Source organism: Streptomyces sp. NPDC028368 (genome assembly GCF_055565615.1).
Window position 1 is genome coordinate 404,778 of record NZ_JBVHTY010000005.1, and the last position, 22,920, is coordinate 427,697.

General features: G+C 70.9%; 20 protein-coding genes and 1 pseudogene. 17 read left to right on the forward strand and 4 right to left on the reverse strand.

Features of this window, described 5'->3' with window-relative positions; all coding sequences use genetic code 11:
* Positions 1-261: 261 nt before the first annotated feature.
* Together ACZ4S3_RS14700 and ACZ4S3_RS14705 are read right to left on the reverse strand one after the other, a co-directional pair.
* Positions 262-666: a pyridoxamine 5'-phosphate oxidase family protein gene (locus ACZ4S3_RS14700; protein WP_467932120.1), complete on the reverse strand. Its 405-nt coding sequence runs from the start codon at positions 664-666 to the stop codon at positions 262-264.
* A gap of 61 nt (positions 667-727) precedes the next feature.
* Positions 728-1,109: pseudogene (locus tag ACZ4S3_RS14705) on the reverse strand (Uma2 family endonuclease).
* Between the two features lie 176 nt (positions 1,110-1,285).
* On the opposite strand from ACZ4S3_RS14705, the gene clpB reads away from it, so the two are divergent.
* From clpB to ACZ4S3_RS14725, 4 genes are all read left to right on the forward strand, one after another.
* On the forward strand, positions 1,286-3,928 hold the full coding sequence (gene clpB / locus ACZ4S3_RS14710; protein WP_467932124.1) for an ATP-dependent chaperone ClpB: 2,643 nt from the start codon (positions 1,286-1,288) through the stop codon (positions 3,926-3,928).
* Positions 3,929-4,028: 100 nt separating this feature from the next.
* On the forward strand, positions 4,029-4,565 hold the full coding sequence (locus ACZ4S3_RS14715) for a YbjN domain-containing protein (RefSeq protein WP_467932127.1): 537 nt from the start codon (positions 4,029-4,031) through the stop codon (positions 4,563-4,565).
* A 319-nt stretch (positions 4,566-4,884) separates the two neighbouring features.
* Complete coding sequence (locus tag ACZ4S3_RS14720) at positions 4,885-5,235, forward strand: hypothetical protein (protein WP_467932132.1); 351 nt, start codon at positions 4,885-4,887, stop codon at positions 5,233-5,235.
* A gap of 17 nt (positions 5,236-5,252) precedes the next feature.
* Positions 5,253-5,687, forward strand: coding sequence for a hypothetical protein (locus ACZ4S3_RS14725; RefSeq protein ID WP_467932136.1), 435 nt, complete (start codon positions 5,253-5,255; stop codon positions 5,685-5,687).
* Positions 5,688-5,836: 149 nt separating this feature from the next.
* Here the strand turns inward: ACZ4S3_RS14725 and ACZ4S3_RS14730 are convergent, their stop codons facing one another.
* On the reverse strand, positions 5,837-7,030 hold the full coding sequence (locus ACZ4S3_RS14730; RefSeq protein WP_467932138.1) for a pyridoxal phosphate-dependent aminotransferase: 1,194 nt from the start codon (positions 7,028-7,030) through the stop codon (positions 5,837-5,839).
* A 931-nt stretch (positions 7,031-7,961) separates the two neighbouring features.
* Here ACZ4S3_RS14730 and ACZ4S3_RS14735 point away from each other — a divergent pair.
* The 13 genes from ACZ4S3_RS14735 (at position 7,962) to ACZ4S3_RS14795 (ending at position 21,963) form a co-directional block, all read left to right on the forward strand.
* On the forward strand, positions 7,962-8,483 hold the full coding sequence (locus ACZ4S3_RS14735) for a DUF2617 family protein (RefSeq protein ID WP_467932142.1): 522 nt from the start codon (positions 7,962-7,964) through the stop codon (positions 8,481-8,483).
* A 213-nt stretch (positions 8,484-8,696) separates the two neighbouring features.
* Positions 8,697-10,442, forward strand: a complete 1,746-nt coding sequence (locus tag ACZ4S3_RS14740; RefSeq protein ID WP_467932146.1) for a polyamine aminopropyltransferase — start codon at positions 8,697-8,699, stop codon at positions 10,440-10,442.
* Between the two features lie 114 nt (positions 10,443-10,556).
* Positions 10,557-11,450 (forward strand): SRPBCC domain-containing protein, encoded by an 894-nt coding sequence (locus ACZ4S3_RS14745; RefSeq protein WP_467932150.1) that lies wholly within the window; start codon positions 10,557-10,559, stop codon positions 11,448-11,450.
* A 73-nt stretch (positions 11,451-11,523) separates the two neighbouring features.
* Positions 11,524-12,384, forward strand: coding sequence for an aldose epimerase family protein (locus ACZ4S3_RS14750; RefSeq protein WP_467932155.1), 861 nt, complete (start codon positions 11,524-11,526; stop codon positions 12,382-12,384).
* A 10-nt stretch (positions 12,385-12,394) separates the two neighbouring features.
* Positions 12,395-12,937 carry an orotate phosphoribosyltransferase gene (gene pyrE / locus ACZ4S3_RS14755; RefSeq protein ID WP_467932157.1) on the forward strand — a complete coding sequence of 181 codons (543 nt, stop codon included), beginning with the start codon at positions 12,395-12,397 and terminating at the stop codon, positions 12,935-12,937.
* Between the two features lie 206 nt (positions 12,938-13,143).
* On the forward strand, positions 13,144-14,166 hold the full coding sequence (fbaA, locus tag ACZ4S3_RS14760; RefSeq protein WP_467932162.1) for a class II fructose-bisphosphate aldolase: 1,023 nt from the start codon (positions 13,144-13,146) through the stop codon (positions 14,164-14,166).
* Between the two features lie 512 nt (positions 14,167-14,678).
* Positions 14,679-16,220: an MFS transporter gene (locus tag ACZ4S3_RS14765; RefSeq protein WP_467932166.1), complete on the forward strand. Its 1,542-nt coding sequence runs from the start codon at positions 14,679-14,681 to the stop codon at positions 16,218-16,220.
* A 50-nt stretch (positions 16,221-16,270) separates the two neighbouring features.
* On the forward strand, positions 16,271-16,684 hold the full coding sequence (locus ACZ4S3_RS14770; RefSeq protein WP_467932170.1) for a DUF3151 domain-containing protein: 414 nt from the start codon (positions 16,271-16,273) through the stop codon (positions 16,682-16,684).
* 194 nt (positions 16,685-16,878) lie between these two features.
* Entirely contained in the window at positions 16,879-17,787 is a 909-nt protein-coding gene (locus ACZ4S3_RS14775) for a tryptophan 2,3-dioxygenase family protein (RefSeq protein WP_467932174.1), read from the forward strand.
* The gene (gene kynU, locus ACZ4S3_RS14780) at positions 17,780-19,048 is read left to right on the forward strand and encodes a kynureninase (protein WP_467932178.1); all 1,269 of its coding nucleotides are present in this window, start codon (positions 17,780-17,782) and stop codon (positions 19,046-19,048) included. The genes ACZ4S3_RS14775 and kynU overlap by 8 nt, the downstream gene beginning before the upstream one ends.
* Positions 19,045-19,857 (forward strand): alpha/beta hydrolase family protein, encoded by an 813-nt coding sequence (locus tag ACZ4S3_RS14785; RefSeq protein WP_467932180.1) that lies wholly within the window; start codon positions 19,045-19,047, stop codon positions 19,855-19,857. The genes kynU and ACZ4S3_RS14785 overlap by 4 nt, the downstream gene beginning before the upstream one ends.
* Before the next feature lie 88 nt (positions 19,858-19,945).
* A complete protein-coding gene (locus ACZ4S3_RS14790) occupies positions 19,946-21,310 on the forward strand; it encodes a sensor histidine kinase (protein ID WP_467932184.1) in 1,365 nt (454 codons plus the stop codon).
* Positions 21,307-21,963 carry a response regulator gene (locus ACZ4S3_RS14795; RefSeq protein ID WP_467932189.1) on the forward strand — a complete coding sequence of 219 codons (657 nt, stop codon included), beginning with the start codon at positions 21,307-21,309 and terminating at the stop codon, positions 21,961-21,963. Before ACZ4S3_RS14790 ends, ACZ4S3_RS14795 begins: the two co-directional genes overlap by 4 nt.
* 34 nt (positions 21,964-21,997) lie before the next feature.
* On the opposite strand, the gene ACZ4S3_RS14800 is transcribed toward ACZ4S3_RS14795, so the two are convergent.
* A complete protein-coding gene (locus ACZ4S3_RS14800) occupies positions 21,998-22,462 on the reverse strand; it encodes a BP74-related protein (RefSeq protein WP_467932192.1) in 465 nt (154 codons plus the stop codon).
* Between the last annotated feature and the right edge of the window lie 458 nt (positions 22,463-22,920).

Here is a 22,920-nt window from a genome sequence, read left to right on the forward strand (position 1 = left end):
CCGCGCACGGATGCGGAGGGGTCGATTCCGGGCGGCGAGGAACAGTCGTAGCGGTGCACAGCGCCTGCGCCATGCGGGCCTCCAGCTGCCGTCTTGTGCTCGAAGGAGGGCCGAGAAGGTCCGCTGTGAGCGCGGAACTGTTCGGTGCCTGCCGTTTCTTTTTCCTGGCTCTTCGTCCTGAGTACCAGGTGAGCGCCCGACGGCGGATACGGAGCGTCCGTTTTCAGCCAGGTCCGGACCACATGAGTGTCCGTACGGGCCTCAGGCCCGGCCCATCGCCCGGGTCACCATGATCTCGATCATGACGCGGTCGGGGTTCGGCTCCGGCGTTCGTCGGTACCGCTCGGCGTACCGGCTCACCGCGTCGGCCACCGACTCGGCATCCGTACGCACCCGGGCGATGCCCTCCAGCGTCGCCCAGCGGCCGCGGTCCACCTGGCACACGGCAACGGTGGCGCCGTCGGGCCCGGCGGCGAGGACGTTCTTGACCTTGGCGCTGTCCTTGCGGGTGATGATCCGCGCGATCCGCTGCCCGGCGTCGTAGGTGACGCCTACGGGAACGACATGCGGGGTCCCGTTCGTACGCAGCGTGGTGAGGGTCGGCATCAAGTACTCGTCCCAGAAGGCGAGGTACTCGGGGGTGAGGGCGTTGAGGTCGTGGGCCATGGGGGCAAGGGTAGGCCCGCGTCCCTACGGGTTCGCGGGCCGTCGTGAAACTCTGCGGAAGTCAGAGAAAGTCGGTGGTCTCCAGGTCGAAGGAGAAGGGGGAAGGGAGGGGGAGGGATTTACCGAAGGGGGCGGAGCGGGCGAGCAGATAATCCTCGCCCTCCGGCTCACTGAAGAGGGTGGTGGTGGACTTGTCACTGTCCACGAGCAGGTAGAGCGGGATGCCGGCGCGAGCGTAGCCGTGGCGCTTGGCGCCCCGATCCTTGTGGGGCCTGCTCGATGTCACCTCGACGACCATGACGACTCCGTCGCGTCGGCGGTGACACAACAATCTCCCCCTCGATGAGCTCGGCCCTGAAGCCGGTCGGAGTTTCCAGGGCCAGAAAGCCCTCCAGGAGGGTGTCTTCCTGCGTGGGCATCGGCTCGTGTGCCATAGCCGTCATGCTGCACCTCCTAGTGGTCGAAGGCCAGTGTTACCGGGCGGGACCGGCGGCGAAGGCGCGTTCGTCGCCGTTCACCCGCAGGGCTGAGATGCAGCCTTGAGTGGAATAGACTCAACTTATCGCACGTTGGTATCTGCAAGACATATCGGAACAACACACAGGGAGGACACCGGGCCGTGGACGCCGAGCTGACCAACAAGAGCCGGGAAGCGCTGGCCGCCGCCAATGAGCGAGCGGTCACCGCGGGACACGCGGACATGACATCCGCGCATCTGCTGCTCGCGCTGCTGGCCGGGCAGGACAACGAAAACATCATGGACCTGCTGGCCGGCGTCGAGGCCGACGCCGCCGCGCTGCGTACCGGCGCCGAGCGTCAGCTCGCCGGCCTGCCCAGTGTCCAGGGCTCGACCGTCGCGCCGCCGCAGCCGGACCGCGACCTGCTGGCCGCCATCGCGGACGCCACGCAGCGCGCCCGCGAGCTAGGCGACGCATACGTCTCCACCGAGCACCTCCTCATCGGCATCGCCGCCAAGGGCGGCCGTACCGGCGAGCTGCTCGAGCAGCAGGGCGCGAGCGCCAAGAAGCTGCTGGCCGCCTTCGAGGCGAGCCGGGGCGGACAGCGGGTGACCAACGCCGACCCGGAGGGCACGTACAAGGCGCTGGAGAAGTTCGGTACGGACTTCACGGCGGCGGCCCGCGAGGGCAAGCTCGACCCGGTCATCGGCCGGGACCACGAGATCCGCCGCGTGGTGCAGGTCCTCTCGCGCCGGACGAAGAACAACCCGGTGCTCATCGGTGAGCCCGGCGTCGGCAAGACCGCGGTCGTCGAAGGCCTGGCCCAGCGCATCGTCAAGGGCGATGTCCCCGAGTCGCTGCGCAACAAGCGGCTGGTCGCGCTCGATCTGGGCGCGATGGTCGCGGGTGCGAAGTACCGCGGTGAGTTCGAGGAACGGCTGAAGACCGTACTGGCCGAGATCAAGTCCAGCGAGGGCCAGATCATCACCTTCATCGACGAGCTGCACACCGTCGTGGGCGCGGGCGCCGGCGGCGACTCGTCCATGGACGCGGGCAACATGCTCAAGCCGATGCTGGCCCGCGGTGAGCTGCGGATGGTCGGCGCGACCACCCTCGACGAATACCGCGAGCGGATCGAGAAGGACCCGGCGCTGGAGCGGCGCTTCCAGCAGGTGCTGGTCGCCGAGCCGACCGTCGAGGACACGGTCGCCATCCTGCGCGGGCTCAAGGGCCGCTACGAGGCCCATCACAAGGTCCAGATCGCCGACTCCGCGCTGGTCGCCGCCGCCACCCTCTCCGACCGCTACATCACCTCCCGCTTCCTCCCCGACAAGGCCATCGACCTCGTCGACGAGGCCGCCTCCCGTCTCCGTATGGAGATCGATTCGTCCCCCGTGGAGATCGACGAGCTGCAGCGCTCCGTCGACCGTCTCAAGATGGAGGAGCTGGCCCTCAAGAACGAGACCGACGCCGGCTCCGTCCAGCGCCTGGAGAAGCTGCGCAAGGACCTCGCCGACAAGGAGGAGGAGCTGCGCGGGCTGACCGCCCGCTGGGAGAAGGAGAAGCAGGGCCTCAACCGCGTCGGTGAGCTGAAGGAGAAGCTCGACGAGCTGCGCGGCCAGGCCGAGCGCGCCCAGCGCGACGGCGACTTCGACACCGCATCCAAGCTGCTGTACGGCGAAATCCCGGATGTGGAACGGGAGTTGGAGGAGGCCGCGGCGGCCGAGGCCGAGCAGGAGGCGTCCAAGGATGCCTCGGGCGCCAAGGAATCCATGGTCAAGGAGGAGGTCGGCCCGGACGACATCGCGGACGTGGTCGGCGCCTGGACCGGCATTCCGGCCGGCCGCCTCCTGGAGGGCGAGACCCAGAAGCTGCTGCGCATGGAGGACGAGATCGGCAAGCGGCTGATCGGCCAGACCGAAGCCGTGCGGTCGGTCTCCGACGCGGTGCGCCGCAGCCGCGCCGGCATCGCCGACCCGGACCGCCCCACCGGCTCCTTCCTCTTCCTCGGCCCGACCGGCGTCGGCAAGACCGAGCTGGCCAAGGCGCTCGCGGACTTCCTCTTCGACGACGAGCGGGCCATGGTCCGTATCGACATGTCGGAATACGGCGAGAAGCACTCCGTCGCCCGCCTGGTCGGCGCTCCGCCCGGCTATATCGGCTACGAGGAGGGCGGCCAGCTCACGGAAGCGGTGCGCCGCCGCCCCTACAGCGTCATCCTCCTGGACGAGGTCGAGAAGGCCCACCACGAGGTCTTCGACGTCCTGCTCCAGGTCCTCGACGACGGCCGCCTCACCGACGGCCAGGGCCGCACGGTGGACTTCCGTAACACCATCCTCATCCTCACCTCCAACCTCGGCTCGAACATCCTGATGGACCCCCTGCTCAAGGAGGACCAGAAGAAGGAAAAGGTCCTGGAGACGGTCCGGTCCTCCTTCCGCCCCGAATTCCTCAACCGCCTCGATGACCTGGTCGTCTTCCACCCCCTGGGCACCGACCAGCTCCAGCGCATCGCCCGGATCCAGATCGACCACCTCCAGCGGCGCCTGGCCGACCGCCGCCTCACCCTGGATGTCACCGACCGCGCCCTGGCCTGGCTCGCCTGGCTGGGTCAGGAACCGGTCGTCGACGCCCCGGCCCCGGACCTCTCCTACGGCGCCCGCCCCCTGCGCCGCCTGGTCCAGACGGCCATCGGGGACCAGCTCGCGCGCACGATCCTGTCGGGTGATGTGCTGGACGGTGACACAGTGCGGGTGGACGTGGACGGGGACCGGCTCTCCGTCGTACCCGTCCGGACCGCCTGACCCGCCGGTCTCCGCCGCTTACCGTCCCGTCCGGCTGCACTTGCCAGGACGGGGCGGATGTGGGGGAGGATGGCAGGGACCATACGAAGGGAATTCCACGGTGAGCATCGACCCGTCCTCGATTCCGAATTTCGGGGGCCAGCCCGAACCGCAGCCGTCGGGGCCTGATGGTCCCGTCGTGCCTGACCAGGACCTGGTCAAGCAGCTCCTCGACCAGATGGAGCTGAAGTACGTAGTCGACGAGGAGGGTGACCTCGCCGCCCCGTGGGAGCAGTTCCGCACGTACTTCATGTTCCGCGGCGAGGAGGAGCAGCAGATCTTCTCCGTCCGCACGTTCTACGACCGCGCCCATGGCATCGATGACAAGTCGAAGCTGCTGGAAGCGATCGATGACTGGAACCGCCGGACCCTGTGGCCCAAGGCCTACACCCACACCCATGACGACGGCACGGTCCGTCTGATCGGTGAGGCGTCGATGCTGATCGGCACCGGCGTCTCGCTCGAACACTTCGTTTCGAGCACGGTCAGCTGGGTCCGCGCCTCGATCGAATTCGACAAGTGGCTCGTCGAGCAGCTCGGCCTCGAGGCCGAGATCGAAGGCGACTCGGACGAGAAGCCGGGGGACGACGAGGCCTGAGCCTCGCCACATCGATATCCCGGCTGCGCGGGCCCCGGAGCTGTTTCTTGGCTCCGGGGCCCGCGTCCGCGTGGGGGTGGGGGCTGCGGTTGGCCGACAGTGGTCAACCGGGTGCTCGGGCGGGCTACGGAGAAGGGGGCGGTAATGCGCGGGCGGCCGATGCGCTGGTCAGCGTGGCGGATTCCGGGGTGGAAGGGCGACGAAAGACTCCGGGATTTCTACAAGTGGGGGCGAATATATTTGCATATTATGAACCCGATGGTACGGGCGGGCACAAGTTGAAGACGATGTTCCCCGAGCCCAGGAGGGAGAGGAATACGTGAGCTTCCCGGATACTGTCATTCCCTATTATGCTTCGGACCCGCAGGTGGGTGGGTTTTTCGGTGGTGCGCTGCACGTCGAATGGATTGACGAAATTCATACGATGAAACCGGGGGCGGTCAGGAAGACGGCCTATGCCCGGCATCTCAAGGAAGCGTTGGAATACCTGCTGAGCGAGCGGCCCGCCAGCTCGACGGAGTGGGCGCGGATGACGGGAGTGTCGTTTTGGGAGGACGACCGTCTGTACGCTTATCTGCAGGATCTCTACGACTACTTCTACGGCGACCGCAAGGAGCCACCGGTGGCCCCGGATCCGGAGGCGCCGCCACCGGAGAAGTTCTGGGCGTAACGGCGGCCCGGTGCCTGGTGAACTTCTGCGCCGGGATACTCGGCGTCGAGGCAGTCGACGATCTCGGCATGCTGCGGCAGACGTTCGACCTGGCCTGGCCCGACTATCAGGACACGATTCGTACGGGACTGAAGCACCTTGTGGCCAACCAGCCGATGACGGTGGAGCAGTGGTTCGACCTGACCTATGTGCAATTCCCTGACCAGCGGGAACTGAGGGCGTTCCTCGCCCAGGTCTACGCCTACCTCTTCGAAGACTTCGACGCCATGCCGGCCGCCCCCCCAGTAACGACGGTCCGGCCACGGGGGCGCTGCATGAGGTACAAGGGATCCGGCATCCCGCACGACGCGACGGCCGGCAAAGTGCGCAACTTTTCGAATGTGCACTCAACGTCGAATTCATCGACGGCATCCATAAATTCCGGGGCAATGGGGTCCGCCGGCACAAGATAAAGGGCGAGATGGTCCGGGACACGCCCTTCGCCCGCCATCTGAAGGAGCCGCCGGTGGCACCGGACCCGGATGCGCCCCCGCCCGAGGGCTACGGCGCGTAGCGGTCGGACGTAGCAGCTGGCCGTAACGGCCCGGCGGCTCCCGGTATCTCAGAGCTTTTGCAGCCGCCCGACCGCCTCCCGCAGGACCTCTTCCTGCTTGCAGAACGCGAAGCGGACGTACGGCGCGCCCTGGTCCTTGTGGTCGTAGAAGACGGCGTTGGGGATGGCGACGACGCCGGCGCGTTCGGGGAGGGCGCGGCAGAAGGCGAAGCCGTCGCCCTCTTTGGACAGCGCAGCGCCGAGGGGGCGGATGTCGGTGGTGATGAAGTACGTGCCGGCGGGGCGGAAGACCTGGAAGCCGGCGTCAGTGAGGCCGGTGGCGAGGATGTCGCGTTTGGCGCGGAGGTCGTCGCGCAGGCCCGAGTAGTAGCTGTCGGGGAGGGCGAGCGCCTCGGCGACGGCGTACTGGAAAGGGCCGGCGGAGACGTAGGTGAGGAACTGCTTCGCCGAGCGGACGGCGGAGATCAGGTCGGGGGTTGCGGTGACCCAGCCGACCTTCCAGCCGGTGAAGGAGAAGCTCTTGCCGGCGGAGGAGATGGTGACGGTGCGGTCGCGCATGCCGGGGAATGAGGCGAGCGGGGTGTGTTCGCCCTCGAAGACCAGGTGCTCGTAGACCTCGTCGGTGATGACGATGAGGTCGCGTTCCACGGCCAGTGCGGCGACGGCGGTGAGTTCGGCGTGGGTGAGGACGGTGCCGGTGGGGTTGTGGGGGGTGTTGAGGAGGATGAGGCGGGTGTCGTCGGTGACGGCGTCGCGGAGTTCGTCGAGGTCGAGGTGGTAGGAGGCGGACTCCGGGTCCGCACGGAGGGTGACCGGGACGCGGTGGCCGCCCGCCATCGCGATGCAGGCCGCGTAGGAGTCGTAGTACGGCTCCAGCGCGATGACCTCGTCGCCCGGTTCGAGGAGGGCCAGGAGCGAGGCGGCGATGGCCTCGGTGGCGCCGGCCGTGACCAGGACCTCGGTGTCGGGGTCGTACGACAGGCCGAGGTGTCCGTAGAAGCGGTCCTGGTGGGCGGCGACGGCGGCGCGCAGTTCGGGGATGCCGGGGCCGGGCGGGTACTGGTTTCCGCGGCCGTCGCGCAGTGCGCGGACCGCCGCCTCTCTGACCTCTTCCGGGCCGTCGGCGTCGGGGAAGCCCTGGCCCAGGTTGATCGAGCCGGTCCGTACGGCGAGTGCCGACATCTCAGCGAAGATCGTGGTGCCGAATTCGGCGAGGCGGCGATTGAGCAGCGGTCGGTCCATGCGCGCCATCCTCCGCCGAACCTCTGGAGTTCCTCAACTGTGCTTTGAGATCACCGGGCCCCGGGCATCAGCCCCGCACAACAGACATGGACGACCGCCGGAGAGGGCGGTCAGCGGCGCCGGACGGTGCCGCGACGGCGCACGGGGCGCCGGACGGAGCGATGCCTCGCTTCGGGGGATGGAAAGGAGTGTGAGGCAGGTGGGATTCGTGACTTTTCTGGTGATCGTTGTGGTGGTTATGGGGCTGGTGTCTCTGGCCTCGCGGGGTGGTGGCGGCCGCAAGCGTGGCCGCTCCGGTTCCGGCGGCAGCTGGTGGGCCGGCGGTGATGGCGGCAGCAGCTGCGGATCGAGCGGCGGTCATCATGGCGGCCATCACGGCGGCTGCGGCGGCGGCTCCTCCTGCGGGGGCGGTGGCTGCGGTGGCGGCGGCGGTGGGGGTTGTGGTGGCGGCGGGGGCTCCTGAGCGGGCCGCGTCGCCCGCGCAGGGCCGCGATCGGGGCCATGACCGAGGCCTTACGGGTTCGCAGGGTCATGACCGAGGCCGTACGAGGTCGTACCAAAGCTCCTTCGAGGGCCGTCGCGACGCCTTCCGGCGGCCCTGTCCACGACGGCCAATGCTCCCCTCAGCTGCACACATGCATACGGCTCATGCTTGACCGCATATGCACCCGACGGACTGCGACCGGACGGTCAACGTCCGCCGGGTGCTTGCGTGTTGAACAACTGAACTGTGGGGCCCTCTAGGGGATGGAAACCCGGCGAAGATGGGTAAAACCGCTGTGGTCGACCTGCCATCCATGATTCCCTCTCCCTTAGAGAATCCCCCAGTTCTCGCATCCCACGTGGGCACGAGCCGGCAGGCAGTCGTACATTCCTGATCCTTCTCGGGCGGGCCGGCCCACCATCCACTGCGTGCTTGCGGAGCCGACCCATGCTCACCACCCTGAAAACGGCATACACCGATACCCGTGCCTCCGATCTCGCCTGGGCCCTCGGCCGGGAACCTCTGCCGGCCCTGGCGGTGCTGGATCTCCAACTCGACGATGCTCGGGTGCAGTTGAGGCTGCTCGGAGCCTCTCATCAGGTGCTTCTCGAGGAGGAGCACGGCACGTGTTCCGAGACGGTCGCCTGTATGCCGGGCAGCAGTACGCCGCTGCCCCTCGGCGTCGCCAAGCGGCTGGGCGACTGGGAGTACGAATTCGCCGCGCATGTGGAGACGCTGTCGCACGGCTCCTTCGCCGGGCGTGCGCAGGAATTGCTCGCGCTGGTCGCCGAGCATCCGCACGGCCTCGCGGGGACGTTCCCCGGTTCGCCGCATGCGTTCACCGCGATGCTGGCGCAGCGTCAGCACGGCCAGGTGCGCTGGCGGACCTGGCACGCGTATCCGCAGGAGGGCCGGCTGGTGGCCACCCGCACGCGGGTGGGCGTACGGGCCGCGGTCGCGGCCGTCTAGACGCGGGTCCGGCAGGGGGCGTGCCCGGTGTCGTCGCGTCCCACCGCCCCTGACGCGATGTCCGGATGTCCCGGGCACGACAGATACATATGCCCTGCGCATGACGACATGCCCCGTGCGCAACAACATGGACGGCAATGGTCGTGTGTAGAACGGAGACTGCACTCGTGTGGGTGACAAAAAGGCACGGAACCGTCACGTAGCGTTCATTTCATGATCGACCTGCCAGAGCCTGCCCTCACCGGCGCCCTCGGGCCATCGGAGGCCATGGAGCCGGCGCGACTGCCTGTGCCGTCCGGGCTCGGCCGGCTGCTCGTCCTCGCCGTCGTCTTCGTCTGCGCCGCCTGCGGTCTGGTCTACGAGCTCGAACTGGTCGCGCTGGCAACGTACTTGGTCGGCGACTCCGTCACCCAGGCGTCGGTCGTGCTGTCCGTGATGGTCTTCGCCATGGGCATCGGCGCGCTGCTCGCCAAGCGGTTGCGCTGCCGGGCGGCGGTCGGCTTCGGCGTGGTCGAGGCGCTCCTCGCGCTGGTCGGCGGCAGTTCCGCGATGGCGCTCTACGCCTGCTTCGCCTGGTTCGGTCAGTCCCGCTCCGCTCTCGTCGGCTTCTCCCTGGCCATCGGGATCCTGATCGGCGCCGAGGTGCCGCTGCTGATGACGCTGATCCAGCGGGTCCGCTGCCAGGACGCGGGCGGCGCGGTCGCCGACCTCTTCGCCGCGGACTACGTCGGCGCGCTCGTCGGCGGGCTGGCCTTTCCCTTTCTGCTGCTGCCCCGCCTCGGCCAGCTGACCGGCGCGCTGGTCACCGGCGGGGTCAACGCGGTCGCGGGCGGCGTGCTGGTGCTGTGGCTGTTCCGCCGCGACCTGAGCACCCGCGCGCGCTGGCTGCTGCTCCTGGTCAATGTGCTGGTGCTCGCCCTGCTCGCCACGGGCACGCTGCTGGCGTCGTCCTTCGAGCAGGCCGCCCGGCGCGCGGTGTACGGCGCGGCGGTTCGGGTCGCGGTGCAGACCGGCGTCCAGGAGGTGGTGCTGACCGGCGGCACGGGCGGCGGAGCCGGTGCGGGGCGCGGGAGGAAAGGTTCCGGCCGGCCGCTCGAGCTGTATCTGGACGGCCGTCTGCGGGTCAGCGCGGCCAACGAGTTCCGCTACCACGAAGCGCTGGTGCACCCGGCGATGGCGGGCGGCCCGCACGGCCGGGTGCTGGTCCTCGGCGGCGGCGACGGCCTGGCGGTACGCGAGATCCTTCGCTACCGCGCGGTCCGCTCGGTGACCGTCGTCGAACTCGACCCCGGCGTCCTGAAGTTGGCCCGCACGGACCCCGGCCTCGCCAACCTCAACCGCCACTCCCTGAGCGATCCCCGGGTGCACACGGTGACGGCGGACGCCTTCGACTGGCTACGGGCGCAGGGCGGAGCGGCCGCCGGCGGCCGGGCGCCGCGGCCGTACGACGTCATCATCAGCGACCTCCCCGACCCCGGGATCACCGCCAGCACCAAGCTGTATTCGCAGGAGTTCTACGGGCTCGTGGCGCGGATGCTGACCCCCGGCGGGCGGCTGGTGGTGCACGCCGGGGCGCCGACGCAGCGGCCACGGTCGTACTGGACGGTGGAGGCGACGGTGCGGTCGGTGGGCCTGGCGACCGTCGCGTACCGCGTCCCGGGGCGGCTCGCCGACTTCTCCGGCGCCCCGGACCGGGCCGTCGGCCTGGCCGGGCGGGACGCTCCGCCGGCGCCCGTCGCGCCGGGGAGCGCGACCGCCGGGCCGGCTGAGGGACGGATCAAGTTCTGGGGCTTCGTACTGGCCGCGCGGCAGCCACCCCGGCTGGGTCTGGCACCGGACGCGCCCCCGCTGGCGGCCGTCACCCGCGAAGGGCTGCGCGATGACGAGCGCGGCGCGGCCGGCGGGCGGATCCGCTCGGTGCGGCCGTCGACGCTGATGCACCCGCGGTACCAGGAGTGAGCGCGGGGCAGGGTACGCCCACGGGGCGGAGCAGCGGGCCGTCCGGCGCGGGTGCACAGAAAGTTGTGCGGGAGCGGGCACGGGGCCGGGGGGTGCTGGGTAGGCTCCCATGCCATGGAGCATGAGGTGTACGTCCCGTTTCCCGTCGGGACCGTGCGGCAGGCGCTCACCGAGCCGGAGCGCGTGGCGCGCTGTGTCCCGGGAGTCCAGCTCGACGCCGACGCGGCCCCGAACATCCCCGAGGGCCGCCTCCGGCTGCGTATCGGCAGCTCCACCATCACCTATCGCGGCACGTTGACGATCGCGGACGAGGGCGGCAGATCCGCCGCGGAGGACGCCGCGCTGATCTTCGAGGCGAAGGGCGCCGAGACGCGTGGCGAGGGGACGGTCGCGCTGACGCTGACCGTGCGGCTGACGCCGACGACCGAGCCCGCTCCCGGTACGACGCTGGCCTGCTCCGGTGCGCTGCGCAGTGACGGCCGGCTCGCCGAGGTCGGCGAGCAGTCCGCCGAGACTGCGGGCCGCCGGCTGCTCGACCGCTTCGCGGACAACCTGGCGGCGGATCTGAAGCAGCGGCCGGTGCAGGCGCCGCCCGAGGCGCCGCCGGGTGAACCGGCCGGGCGGGGGATCTTCGAGACCGAGGTGCCGCCGCCGTCGCTCGACCCCCGTAGCGATGCGGACGCCGTACAGGGCCAGGATCTCGATGACGTGCACGACCTCGATGACGTGGATGCCGCGCTCGACGGCGCCGCCGCGCGGGATTCCGACCATGCGTACGACGGCGATGCCGAGAGCGACGTGCCCGCCGAGGCCGCCCATGCACGCCGGACGATGATCGGGCGCAGCGCCGAGGAGGTCGACCACGCGCCGCCGCGCGGACGGTACGCGCCGGTGCCGCCACCCGAGGTGAACACGGCCTCGGCGACGCTGCGCTGGGCGGCGCCCGCCGCGGCGGTGGTGCTCGCCTCAGCCGTGGTCGTCGGCCGGGTGCTGCGCCGCCGGCGTTGAGCGCGGTAGCCGAGGCGGCGCCGGTCGGCGGTGGCGCAGGCGCGGTGCGCCGGCCCACCGTTAGGGTCGTCCCGTGAGCACCGACAACACCACGCAGAGCGCTTCACGGACGCGGCCGGAGGGCGTACGGCTGGCCGCCGGGGACGCCGAAGTGACCGTGCATCCGGACAACGGCTGCCGCCTCGGCAGCCTCCGCGTCGGCGGTCTGGAGCTGCTGCGGCAGGGCGACAAGTACGGCAGCTTCCCGATGGTTCCGTGGTGCGGCCGGATCGACCACGGCCGCTTCCGCAATGGCGGTGAGCTGCACCAGATGCCGGTCAACGCCGCGCCGCACGCCATCCACGGCACCGGCCGCAACGTTCACTGGGACACCGCGCGAGTGAGCGCGACGCAGGCCGTCTTCACCTACGACCTCGCCGATCCGGCCGCCCCCTGGCCGTACCCGGGGACGGTGACCCAGGTGGTCGAGCTCGCCGAGGACGGCGGCTCGCTCACCCTGACCATGAGCGTCGAGGCGGCCGCCGACTCCTTCCCGGCGCAGGCCGGCTGGCACCCGTGGTTCCTGCGGAACCTGGGGGACGGCGGCGAGGACGTCATCGTCGACTTCGCGGCCGAGTGGCAGGAGGAGCGGGGCGCGGACCACCTGCCGACCGGCCGGCGGATCACGCCGAAGCCGGGGCCGTGGGACGACTGCTTCGGGATGCCGCAGGGTCTGGACCTCACGTTGACCTGGCCGGGACGGCTCCGGCTGAAGGTGGCCGGCCGCGCCGAGTGGGTCGTGGTCTACGACGAGCAGGAGGAGGCGGTCTGCGTGGAGCCGCAGTCGGGCCCGCCGAACGGTCTCAATACGCTGCCGCGCCTGGTCACGCCCATCGATCCGCTGGAGATCTCCACGACCTGGAGCTGGCGGAGCCTGGACCGGGACACCGCCTAAGCTCGTGCGCATGAGTGACGACGTGCGCGGCGAGCTGCTGCAGCAGATCAAGGACAAGGCCGTGGTGCACGGCAAGGTGACGCTTTCCTCCGGCAAGGAAGCCGACTACTACATCGACCTGCGCCGGATCACCCTGGACGGCGTGGCCGCACCGCTGGTCGGTCAGCTGATGCTGGAGATCACCGCGGACCTGGACTACGACGCGGTCGGCGGGCTGACGCTCGGCGCCGACCCGGTCGCGACCTCGATGCTGCACGCCTCCGCCGCGCGCGGCCGCCGGCTGGACTCCTTCGTCGTCCGCAAGGCACAGAAGGCGCACGGTATGCAGCGCCGTATCGAGGGCCCGGACATCAAGGGTCGCCGGGTGCTGGTCGTCGAGGACACCTCCACCACCGGCGGCTCGCCGCTGACCGCCGTCGAGGCGGCGCGCGAGGCGGGCGCCGAGGTCGTTGCGGTCGCGACGATCGTGGACCGGGGCGCGGCATCGGCCATCGCCGAGGCGGGCCTTCCGTACATCACCGGATACCAGCTCGGCGACCTCGGCCTGGGCTGAGCACGCTTCTCGGTCGGTCACCTCGCGCCTGACCTGCGGCTTTCACAAAGGGCGGTCGGTTTCACGTGAAACCGACCGCCCTTTTGCATGAAGGCCGGATGGGCGCGGTGGACCAATCGACCGCGTCTGGGAAGATGGCCCCGGCGAAGTCCTCGCCCCCTGGTCAGGGCCAAGAACGCACACCCGCATACACAAGGAGCGGACAGATGCCCATCGCAACTCCCGAGGTCTACAACGAGATGCTCGACCGGGCGAAGGCAGGCAAGTTCGCCTACCCGGCCATCAACGTGACCTCGACGCAGACTCTGCACGCAGCGCTGCGTGGTTTCGCCGAGGCCGAGAGCGACGGCATCATCCAGATCTCCACCGGTGGTGCGGAGTTCCTGGGCGGTCAGCACAACAAGGACATGGTGACCGGCGCCGTTGCGCTCGCCGAGTTCGCGCACGTCGTGGCCGCCAAGTACGACATCACGGTCGCGCTGCACACCGACCACTGCCCCAAGGACAAGCTCGACGGGTATGTCCGCCCGCTCCTGGACGTCTCCGCGGAGCGTGTCGCCAAGGGCCTGAACCCGCTCTTCCAGTCCCACATGTGGGACGGCTCGGCCGAGACCCTCGCCGACAACCTGGCCATCGGCCAGGAACTGCTCGCCAAGGCCGCCGCCGCCAAGATCATCCTCGAGGTCGAGATCACCCCGACCGGTGGCGAGGAAGACGGCGTCACCCACGAGATCAACGACGAGCTCTACACCACGGTCGACGACGCGCTGCGCACCGCCGAGGCGCTGGGCCTGGGCGAGAAGGGCCGCTACCTGCTCGCCGCCTCCTTCGGCAACGTCCACGGCGTCTACAAGCCGGGCAACGTCGTCCTCCGCCCCGAGCTGCTCAAGGACCTGCAGGAGGGCGTCGCCGCCAAGTACGGCAAGTCCGCCCCGTTCGACTTCGTCTTCCACGGCGGCTCCGGCTCCACCGAGGAGGAGATCGCCACCGCGCTGGAGAACGGCGTGGTCAAGATGAACCTGGACACCGACACCCAGTACGCCTTCACGCGCCCGGTCGCGGACCACCTGTTCCGTAACTACGACGGTGTGCTGAAGGTCGACGGCGAGGTCGGCAACAAGAAGGCCTACGACCCGCGCAGCTGGGGCAAGCTGGCCGAGGCCGGTATGGCCAAGCGCGTGACCCAGGCCTGCGCCAACCTGCGCTCGACGGGCACCAAGATCAAGTAACCCGTCCGCTGCGCTTGGCGGGCCCCCCACGTTGTTGGCTTTCCCGCCGTGGTGGTTTGTCGCCGTGACGCCTGCGGCGGGCGTGGGTTTGTCGGGTGCGGTACCACGCCTCCGGACTCCGTCCTGCGGCGCGGCCCCTCCCACGGGTGGGTGGAAGACGGGCCGGTGGGGGTGTGCGTTGAGGGTTTGGTGCACCTGTGATCCACAGGGTGCGGCTGACCACTGACGTGCACCCCCACCGGCCTTTCTTTTTCCCACCCTCAACGGGGAGGGGGCGGGCCGTAGCGGCGGAGCCGTGTAGGGCCGGTCCCGCAGCCGAACAGCCCCGCGCAGCGGACACAGCCCGCCGCAGGCGCAACGGCGAGACACCGCCATGGCGGGACAGACAAAAACGTGGGGCCAAGGCAAAGCGCAGCGGAACGGCCGCAGGCGCAACGGCGAAACACCACCACGGCGGGAAAGCCGAAAACGTGGGGCGCAAGCAAAGCGCAGCGAACGGGCATGCTCACCCCATGAGCGAACCAAGCGCGCCCGGTGGGGTCCGGCTGGCGTCGGCACGGGGCCGGTGGGTGCTGACGACGGCCGTGCTGGGATCCGGCATGGCGATGCTCGACAGCACGGTCGTCAACGTCGCGCTGCCGACCATCGGCCGGGACCTGAACACGGATCTGGCGGTCCTGCAGTGGACCGTCAGCGCCTACATGCTCACCCTCGCCTCGCTGATCCTGCTGGGCGGCTCGCTGGGCGACCTCTACGGCCGGCGACGGGTGTTCGTCATCGGTGTGGTGTGGTTCGCGGCGGCCTCGCTGCTGTGCGGGCTGGCGCCGAACGCCGGGGTGCTGATCGCGGCCCGCGCGCTGCAGGGCGTCGGCGGGGCGCTGCTGACGCCCGGCTCGCTGGCGATGATGCAGGCCGTCTTCCACCCGGACGACCGGGCGCGGGCGGTCGGCGCCTGGTCCGGACTCGGCGGGGTGGCCGCGGCGGTCGGGCCGTTCATCGGCGGCTGGCTGGTGGACGGGCCGGGCTGGCGCTGGGTGTTCTTCCTGAACGTGCCGCTGGCGGCGGTGTGTGCGCCGGTGGCGCTGCGGCACGTCCCGGAGACCCGGGAGCAGGGTGCGCGCGAGCACCGCGGGTTCGATGCGCCGGGCGCGGTGCTGGGGGCGCTGGCGCTGGCCGGGGTGACGTATGCGCTGATCGCGGCCCCGAACGGGGGTGCCACGCCCGGGGTGATCGTCCCGGCGGTGCTCGGTCTGCTGTTCGGGGCGGCGTTCGTACACGTCGAGCGGCGGCGTCCCGACCCGATGCTGCCACCGTCGATCTTCGCCATCCGCCAGTTCACCGCCGTCAACGCCGTGACGGTCTGTGTCTACGCCGCATTCGGCGGCTTCTTCTTCCTCGCCGTGCTCCAGCTCCAGGTCGTGGCGGGCTATTCGGCGCTGCAGGCCGGCACGGCGCTGCTGCCCACGACCGTTCTGATGCTGCTGCTGTCCGCCCGCTCCGGGGAGCTCGGCCAGCGCATCGGGCCGCGGATCCCGCTCACCGTGGGGCCGGTGCTGTGTGCCGCCGGAATGCTGCTGATGACGCGGGTCGGCGTGCATGCGTCGTACCTGGCCGATGTGCTGCCCGCGCTGGTGGTGCTGGGCGCCGGCATGGTGACCCTGGTCGCGCCGCTCACCGCGACCGTGCTGGCGGCGGTGGATGTGGGCCGGGCGGGCCTGGCCAGCGGCATCAACAACGCCGCCGCGCGGGCCGCGGGGCTGGTGGCGGTCGCCGCGCTGCCGCTGCTCGCGGGCATGGGCCCGACGGCGTACCGCTCGGCGGACGAATTCGCGGCCACCTTCCGGCGCGCGATGCCGCTGTGCGCGGGGATTCTGCTGGTCGGGGCGCTGATCGCCTGGCTGACCGTACGGACTGATGTGCTGCGCGGCGCCGAGCCCGAGGCGCCGGAGCCGTGCCACCCGGACTGCCAGTACCACTGCGGGGTGAGCGCGCCGCCGCTGGACCCGGGCGAGACCCGGCCCGCGAAGCCCGGGGAGGCCGTCGGCGAGCGGTAGCGCCGGGCCCGGCCCCGCGGCGTGGGCCGGAGACCAGGCAGACTTGGAACATGGCCATTCACGAGAATCTCCTCGGGGGACCGCCCCCGACCCATCTGCCCGACGACCCCGAGCCCCGCGAGATGCTCGCCGCGGGCACGGCGCCGTCCGACGTCGCCGCGAAGTACCCGACCTCCTCGCTGGCCTGGGCGCAGCTCGCCGACGACGCGTTCCAGGGCGGCCGGACCGTGGAGTCGTACGCGTACGCCCGCACCGGCTACCACCGCGGCCTGGACTCGCTGCGCCGGGCCGGCTGGAAGGGGCACGGCCCGGTGCCGTTCGAGCACGAGCCCAACCGCGGCTTCCTCCGTGCGCTGCACGCCCTCGCCCGCGCCGCGCAGGCGATCGGCGAGCAGGAGGAGTACGAGCGCTGCACGACGTTCCTGCGCGACTCCTCCCCGACCGCGGCCGACACGCTGTCCTGACGGGATCCGCAGCGCCGGGAACACCCCGGACCGATGGGCCGGCCGCGTGATCGCGGTCGGCCCTTGCGCGGCTGGAGATCAGCACGGATGATTTCAGGTGGGCCGGTCATACCGCGCCTGAGGGGACCGGGGCTCCCGAGCCGACAAGGAAGGAGCGGACCGCTACCCGGTAGTTCGCACCTGAGGAGTCCCTCATGTCGCAGCCTTCTCCGATTTCTCCCGCTCCTCCCGCCGCGTCCGGCGACGCCGTTTCACGTGAAACATCCGCCGACGATGCCGCAGAGGCGCCGTTCGCCCCCGATCTGAGCATCGGCAGCAGCACCACGACCCCGTACGAGGACTACGTCCAGGCGGGCGTCCTCACCCACCTCCAGCACCCGCTCTCCGACGACCCCGGCGAGATGGTCTTCCTGGTGACCACCCAGGTCATGGAGCTGTGGTTCACGGTCATCGTTCATGAGTGGCACACCGCCGCCGAGGCGTTGCGCCGCGACGACCTGCCGGTGGCGATGGATGCGCTGCGCCGCTCCACCTACGAGCTGGAGGCACTGAACGCCGCCTGGAAGCCGCTCGCCCGGCTGACCCCGGAGCAGTTCAACGCCTACCGCAGCGCGCTCGGCGAGGGCTCCGGGTTCCAGTCCGCGATGTACCGGCGGCTGGAGTTCCTGCTCGGCGAGAAATCCGCGTCGATGCTGGTGCCGCACCGCGGCGCACCGCGCGAGTACGCCGAGCTGGAGAAAGCGCTCCAGGAGCCGAGCCTGTGGGACGAGGTGCTACGGCTGCTCGTGCGCCGCGGTTACGCCATCCCCGAGGCCGTCGTCCGGCGGGATCCGGAGCTGCGCTACGAGCCGGACCCGGCCGTCGAGGCCGTCTGGGCCGAGATCTACGCCGGCCCGCAGGAGTCCGAACTGGTCCGTCTCGGCGAGGCGTTGACCGACGTCGGCGAACTCGTCTGGCGATGGCGCAACGACCACCTGGTGGCGACCCGGCGCGCGATGGGATCGAAAATGGGCACCGGCGGTTCCGCGGGGGTGGCCTGGCTGGAGAAGCGGGCCCGTAAGAACGTCTTCCCCGAGCTCTGGACGGCGCGCAGCCATGTCTGAGACCCCCGAGAACACCTCCCGGAACACCGGGCTCCGCGAACACGCCGACCGGGCCGGGCAGCTGGATGCCGCCGACTCGCTGGGCGCGACGATCCGCGACCGCTTCGTCCTCGACGACACGGTCTACCTCGACGGCAATTCGCTCGGCGCGCTGCCCCGTGCGGTGCCCGGCCGGATAGCTGATGTCATCGCCCGCGAGTGGGGCGAGCTGCGGATCCGCTCCTGGGACGAGGCCGGCTGGTGGGCCGCCCCCGAGCGGGTCGGCGACAAGATCGCGCCGCTCATCGGGGCGGCGCCCGGCCGGGTCGTGGTCTCCGACTCCACCAGCATCAATATCTTCAAGGCCGTGGTCGGCGGCATCCGGATGGCCGGCAAGGGCTGTACGGAGATCCTTGTCGACGCGACCACGTTCCCGACGGACGGCTATATCGCCAGGTCAGCGGCCCGGATGACCGGTCTCGCGGTGCGTCCGGTCGAGCCCGCGCGGATCGCCGACGAGGTCACCGAGCGCACCGCGCTCGCGCTGGTCAACCACGTCGACTACCGCACCGGCCGGCTCAACGACCTGCCGGGCATCACCACCGCGCTGCACTCCGCCGGCGCGCTCGCCGTCTGGGACCTGTGCCACAGCGCCGGCGCGCTGCCGGTCGGGGTGGATGCGTACGGCGTCGATCTCGCCGTCGGCTGCACGTACAAGTACCTCAACGGCGGCCCCGGTTCGCCCGCATACCTCTATGTGCGCGAGAGCCTGCAGGAGCGCTTCGATTCGCCGCTCCCCGGCTGGAACTCACACGCCGAGCCGTTCGGGATGGCCCCCGACTACACCCCCGCCGACGGCATCGTCCGCGGCCGGGTCGGCACCCCCGACGTCCTGTCGCTGCTCGCCCTGGAGGCGGCGCTGGACGTCTGGGACGGCGTCTCCATCGAGGACGTCCGCACCAAGAGCCTCGCCCTGACCGACTTCTTCCTCGACTGCGTCGACGCATATGTGCCACCGGGACGGGTCCGCTCCGTCACGCCGTCCGACCACTCCCGGCGCGGCAGCCAGGTGTCGCTGCGGTGCTCCGGGGCCGCCGAGGTGATGGCGGAGCTGATCCGCCGCGGGGTGGTCGGCGACTTCCGCCAACCCGATGTGCTGCGCTTCGGCTTCACCCCGCTCTACACCTCCTTCGCGGACGCGGAGCGGGCGGCACGGGTGCTGGGCGAGGTGCTGCGGGCGCTGCCCGAGGAGGCCCCGGAAGCGGCCGGGGCCCGCGGGTGAGCGCACCGGACGAGGAGTCGGCGCTGCTGGGGCTCGCCCCGGTGGCGCCGGACCGGACGGTGGCGTACGGCGCGCATCCGGACCAGGTGGTGGACCTGTACGGGCCGTGGGGCGGCGGTGGCGGCCCCCTTGTCGTCCTGCTGCACGGCGGCTTCTGGCGCGCCGCCTACGACCGCCGTCATCTCTCGCCGCTCGCCGCCGCGCTGGCCGGGCGGGGGCTGCCGGTCGCCCTCGCGGAGTACCGCAGGGTGGGCGCGGGCGGCGGCGCACCGCAGACGTTCGAGGACGTGGCGGCGGCCGTCGAGGCGGTGGCGTACGAGGCGGGAGCGGGCGGGGCGCGGGCCGGTGCGGCAGCCCCGCACGGCGGGGCCGGTGCCGGAGCGGGCCGCGGCCTCGTCCTCGTCGGGCACTCCGCGGGCGGCCACCTCGCCCTGCTCGCCGCGGCCCGCCCCGGCACCCCGGTCACCCGCGTGCTCGCCGTCTCGCCGGTCGCCGATCTCGCTCGCGCCCATGTGCTGGACCTGAGCGGTGGCGCGGTGGCAGAGCTCCTCGGCGGCGACGGGCCGGGCTTCGCGGAGCGTCTCGCCGCGGCCGACCCGCTGCGCCACCCACCGGCCGGCATCCCCGTGACGATCCTGCACGGCACCGCCGATCCGGACGTCCCGCTGGAGATCTCCCGCCGCTATGCCGCAGCCTCGCCCGCTGCGACGGACCTGCGGGAACTGCCCGGTGTCGGCCACTACGTCCCCGTCACCCCGGGCACCGCGGCGTGCCGGAACCTCCTCACCCTTGTGGACCCACGCTCGTAGTGCTCGCCCGCGTAGTACCTGGGGGGGACGTGGAAGATACGCGCTGGAGGGGACGCCCGGACGCCCGGTCTTGCTTACCGTTGTCTGCGTGAACCAGACGACCCAGACGCAGAGCACCCTGCGCTCAGAGGCCCGGATAGCCCGTGGCGCGCTGCACCGACTGCGCCAGGACCTGTTCGTCGACGCCTTCGCCTTCCGCCCGATGCCGCCGCTGGAGGACGCCAAGGTGTCCCGATGGGTGCCGTGGCTGCCGGAGAAGCTGCGGCACTGGGCGCGCTGGCTGCCGCACTTCGCCGTCGGGATGTTCGCGGTTTGCGTCTTCATGGCGTCCTTCACCATGTCCTACGGCATGGGTCCGGTGCGCGGCGTCCTCGCCGTGGGTTTCTGCCTACTGGTCGCCGTCCCGCCGGCCCTCACCCTCTTCCGTCCGGTGGGCGCGTTCTGGCTGTCGCTGTTCGCCGTCGTCGTGTCACTGGGCGGCGACATCCTCTCCTCCTCGTACGGCAGCATCTTCTCGGGCGCCGCCTTCCCCACCCACCTCGCCGTGATGACCCTGGTGGTGCTGCGCACCCGTCCGCGACTGGCCGTGGAGATGTGGCTGGTCACCTTCGCGGTGGCGGCCGTGCTGTCGGTGCTCACCAGCGACGGCACGGGCGATCTGCCACCGGTGGCGGTCTTCTCCGCTGTGGTGCTGGTGTCGGCGGCGGCGATACGGGCCTGGCGTGAGGAGCGCCGACAGGTCGTCGAGACCCAGACCGTCACGGCCGAGGAGCGCTCCCGGCGCACGCTCCTGGAGGAGCGCGCCACCATCGCCCGCGAGCTGCACGATGTCGTCGCGCACCATATGTCCGTCATAGCCATCCAGGCCGAGGCCGCCCCCTACCGCGTCGAGAACACCCCGCCCGAGCTTGCCACCTCCTTCGCGACGATCCGTGAGAACGCCGTGGCCGCGCTCACCGAGCTGCGCCGCATCCTGGGCGTGGTCCGCTCGGAGGATCCGGACGCGTTCGCCGGGAGCGACCCGGAGGCGCCGCAGCCGACCCTTGCCAGCCTCGACTCGCTGCTCGACAGCGTCCGCAGCGCCGGGCTGACCGTCGAGGCCGTGATCACGGGCTCGCCCAGGCCGCTGCCTCAGGGCGTCGAGCTGTCCGCGTACCGGATCGTGCAGGAGGCGCTGAGCAACGCCCTGCGGCATTCGCCCGGTGCCGATGCCCGGGTGGAGATCTCCTACGTTCTGGGCGGGCTCGGTCTGCGGATCGTCAACGGCACCCCGAGCCGTCTCGCCAAGCCGTCCCCGGGCGCCGGGCATGGCGTGCTGGGCATGCGCGAGCGGGTGCAGATGCTGGGCGGGGAGATGACGGCCGACCGCACCGAGGGCGGCGGCTTCGAGGTCGCGGCGTTCATACCGGTGGCGCATACGGCGGCCAACGCAACAGGGGAGACCACGGCATGATTCGCGTACTGATCGTCGACGACCAGGTGATGGTCCGCGAGGGCTTCTCCGTCCTGCTCAACGCCATGCCGGACATCGAGGTCGTCGGCGAGGCCGTCGATGGCCGCCAGGCGGTGCACAAGGTCGCGGTCCTCAAGCCGGACGTGGTCTTGATGGACATCCGGATGCCAGAGATGAACGGCCTGGAGGCGACCCGCGAGATCGTGGCCGCCGACGCGGACGCCAAGGTCCTGGTGCTGACCACCTTTGACCTGGACGAATACGTCTACCAAGCGCTGCGCGCCGGAGCCAGCGGCTTCCTCCTCAAGGACGCCTCGGCCGGCCAGCTCGCCGAGGGAGTCCGCATCGTCGCCTCCGGCGAGGCCCTCCTCGCCCCCACCGTCACCAAGCGCCTGATCTCGGAATTCTCCCGCCTCGGCACCCCGCGCGCCCCCGCCCAGGAACGCATCGGCGACTTGACGGAACGGGAGACGGAGGTGCTGATCCTGGTCGCCCAGGGGTTGTCGAACGGCGAGATCGCCGAGCATCTGGTCGTCGCCGAATCGACGGTGAAGACGCATGTCAGCCGGATCTTGGTGAAGCTGGGGCTGCGCGACCGGACGCAGGCGGCGGTGTTCGCGTACGAGGCGCGGCTGGTGACGCCTGGGGGCTGACCGGCGCCGGCCGGCCCCCAGGCGTCAGGCCCGGCTACGGCTGGTCGATCTCCGCCACCAGGCGGGAGCTCCAGGGGCACCAGACCAACCCGGGCAGGAACGGCCCGCCGGCCTCGTCCAGATGGTCTTCGACATACGGCGTCACGGCGTCACACACCTCGATGGCGTAGTCGAAGAAGCCGATCGTGTCCGGGCGGTAGTGGAAGCTCCAGCGGGCGTTGTACGGCGCGGGGCGCTTGTCGATCCTGCCGATGATGTGCGGCTCCGACGTGGTCGCGCCGCTCAGGAGGTCCCGTGCGTGCTGGATCTTGGCGGGGTCGGTGAGCTTGATGACGAATTCCTGGCGAGTGATGTCGGTCATCACGAAGTAGGCCGCCGACTCGGCCTTCGTGCGCTGTGCGGCGCCGCTCGCCTGCTCCCCCTGGGCGGGCCCGGCCGCTGTGACGGCGAGCAGAGCCGCCGCCGCGAGCATGCCGATCCTGGTGGTGATGCGTCGCATGAACCCCTCCGGTGCCTTGGGTCGTGGTCACGACCGTGCACACGAAAAGTAATGGCGTGATTACTTATCGCTCCAGAGTTACTGCGGGTTATCGCACCGCCAGGTGAAATAGCGAACGGTGACTGGCGGGCGGGCGGCGAGTGTGCTCTGTCCACAGCCTGTGGATGGTGTTGCGTACGCCCGGTTCACGCACCGGGAACGGCACCGGGAGCAGGAACGGCACCGGGAGCAGGAACGGCACCGGGAACGGGAGCGAGAGCGGGACCGGGTGCGCGGGGGAGAAGTGGGGGGGGGGGGGGGGGGGGGGGGGGGCCGGGGCCCCCCCCGGGGGGGGGGGGGGGGGCCCCCCCCCCCCCCCCCCCCCGGGCCCCCCCCCCCGCCCCGCGGGGGCGGGGGGCGGGGGCGGGGGGGGGGCGCGGCCGGCGGGGGGGGGGGGGGGGGGGGGGGGGGGGGGGGGG

What these genes read in the sequence shown, in the direction of transcription:
- ACZ4S3_RS14700 (WP_467932120.1), bottom strand. Translation starts at nt 666, where the DNA reads ATGGCCCACGACCTCAACGCCCTCACCCCCGAGTACCTCGCCTTCTGG.
- ACZ4S3_RS14730 (WP_467932138.1), bottom strand. Translation starts at nt 7,030, where the DNA reads ATGGACCGACCGCTGCTCAATCGCCGCCTCGCCGAATTCGGCACCACG.
- ACZ4S3_RS14735 (WP_467932142.1), top strand. Translation starts at nt 7,962, where the DNA reads ATGCTCACCACCCTGAAAACGGCATACACCGATACCCGTGCCTCCGAT.
- ACZ4S3_RS14740 (WP_467932146.1), top strand. Translation starts at nt 8,697, where the DNA reads ATGATCGACCTGCCAGAGCCTGCCCTCACCGGCGCCCTCGGGCCATCG.
- ACZ4S3_RS14745 (WP_467932150.1), top strand. Translation starts at nt 10,557, where the DNA reads ATGGAGCATGAGGTGTACGTCCCGTTTCCCGTCGGGACCGTGCGGCAG.
- pyrE (WP_467932157.1), top strand. Translation starts at nt 12,395, where the DNA reads ATGAGTGACGACGTGCGCGGCGAGCTGCTGCAGCAGATCAAGGACAAG.
- fbaA (WP_467932162.1), top strand. Translation starts at nt 13,144, where the DNA reads ATGCCCATCGCAACTCCCGAGGTCTACAACGAGATGCTCGACCGGGCG.
- ACZ4S3_RS14765 (WP_467932166.1), top strand. Translation starts at nt 14,679, where the DNA reads ATGAGCGAACCAAGCGCGCCCGGTGGGGTCCGGCTGGCGTCGGCACGG.
- ACZ4S3_RS14770 (WP_467932170.1), top strand. Translation starts at nt 16,271, where the DNA reads ATGGCCATTCACGAGAATCTCCTCGGGGGACCGCCCCCGACCCATCTG.
- ACZ4S3_RS14775 (WP_467932174.1), top strand. Translation starts at nt 16,879, where the DNA reads ATGTCGCAGCCTTCTCCGATTTCTCCCGCTCCTCCCGCCGCGTCCGGC.
- kynU (WP_467932178.1), top strand. Translation starts at nt 17,780, where the DNA reads ATGTCTGAGACCCCCGAGAACACCTCCCGGAACACCGGGCTCCGCGAA.
- ACZ4S3_RS14795 (WP_467932189.1), top strand. Translation starts at nt 21,307, where the DNA reads ATGATTCGCGTACTGATCGTCGACGACCAGGTGATGGTCCGCGAGGGC.
- ACZ4S3_RS14800 (WP_467932192.1), bottom strand. Translation starts at nt 22,462, where the DNA reads ATGCGACGCATCACCACCAGGATCGGCATGCTCGCGGCGGCGGCTCTG.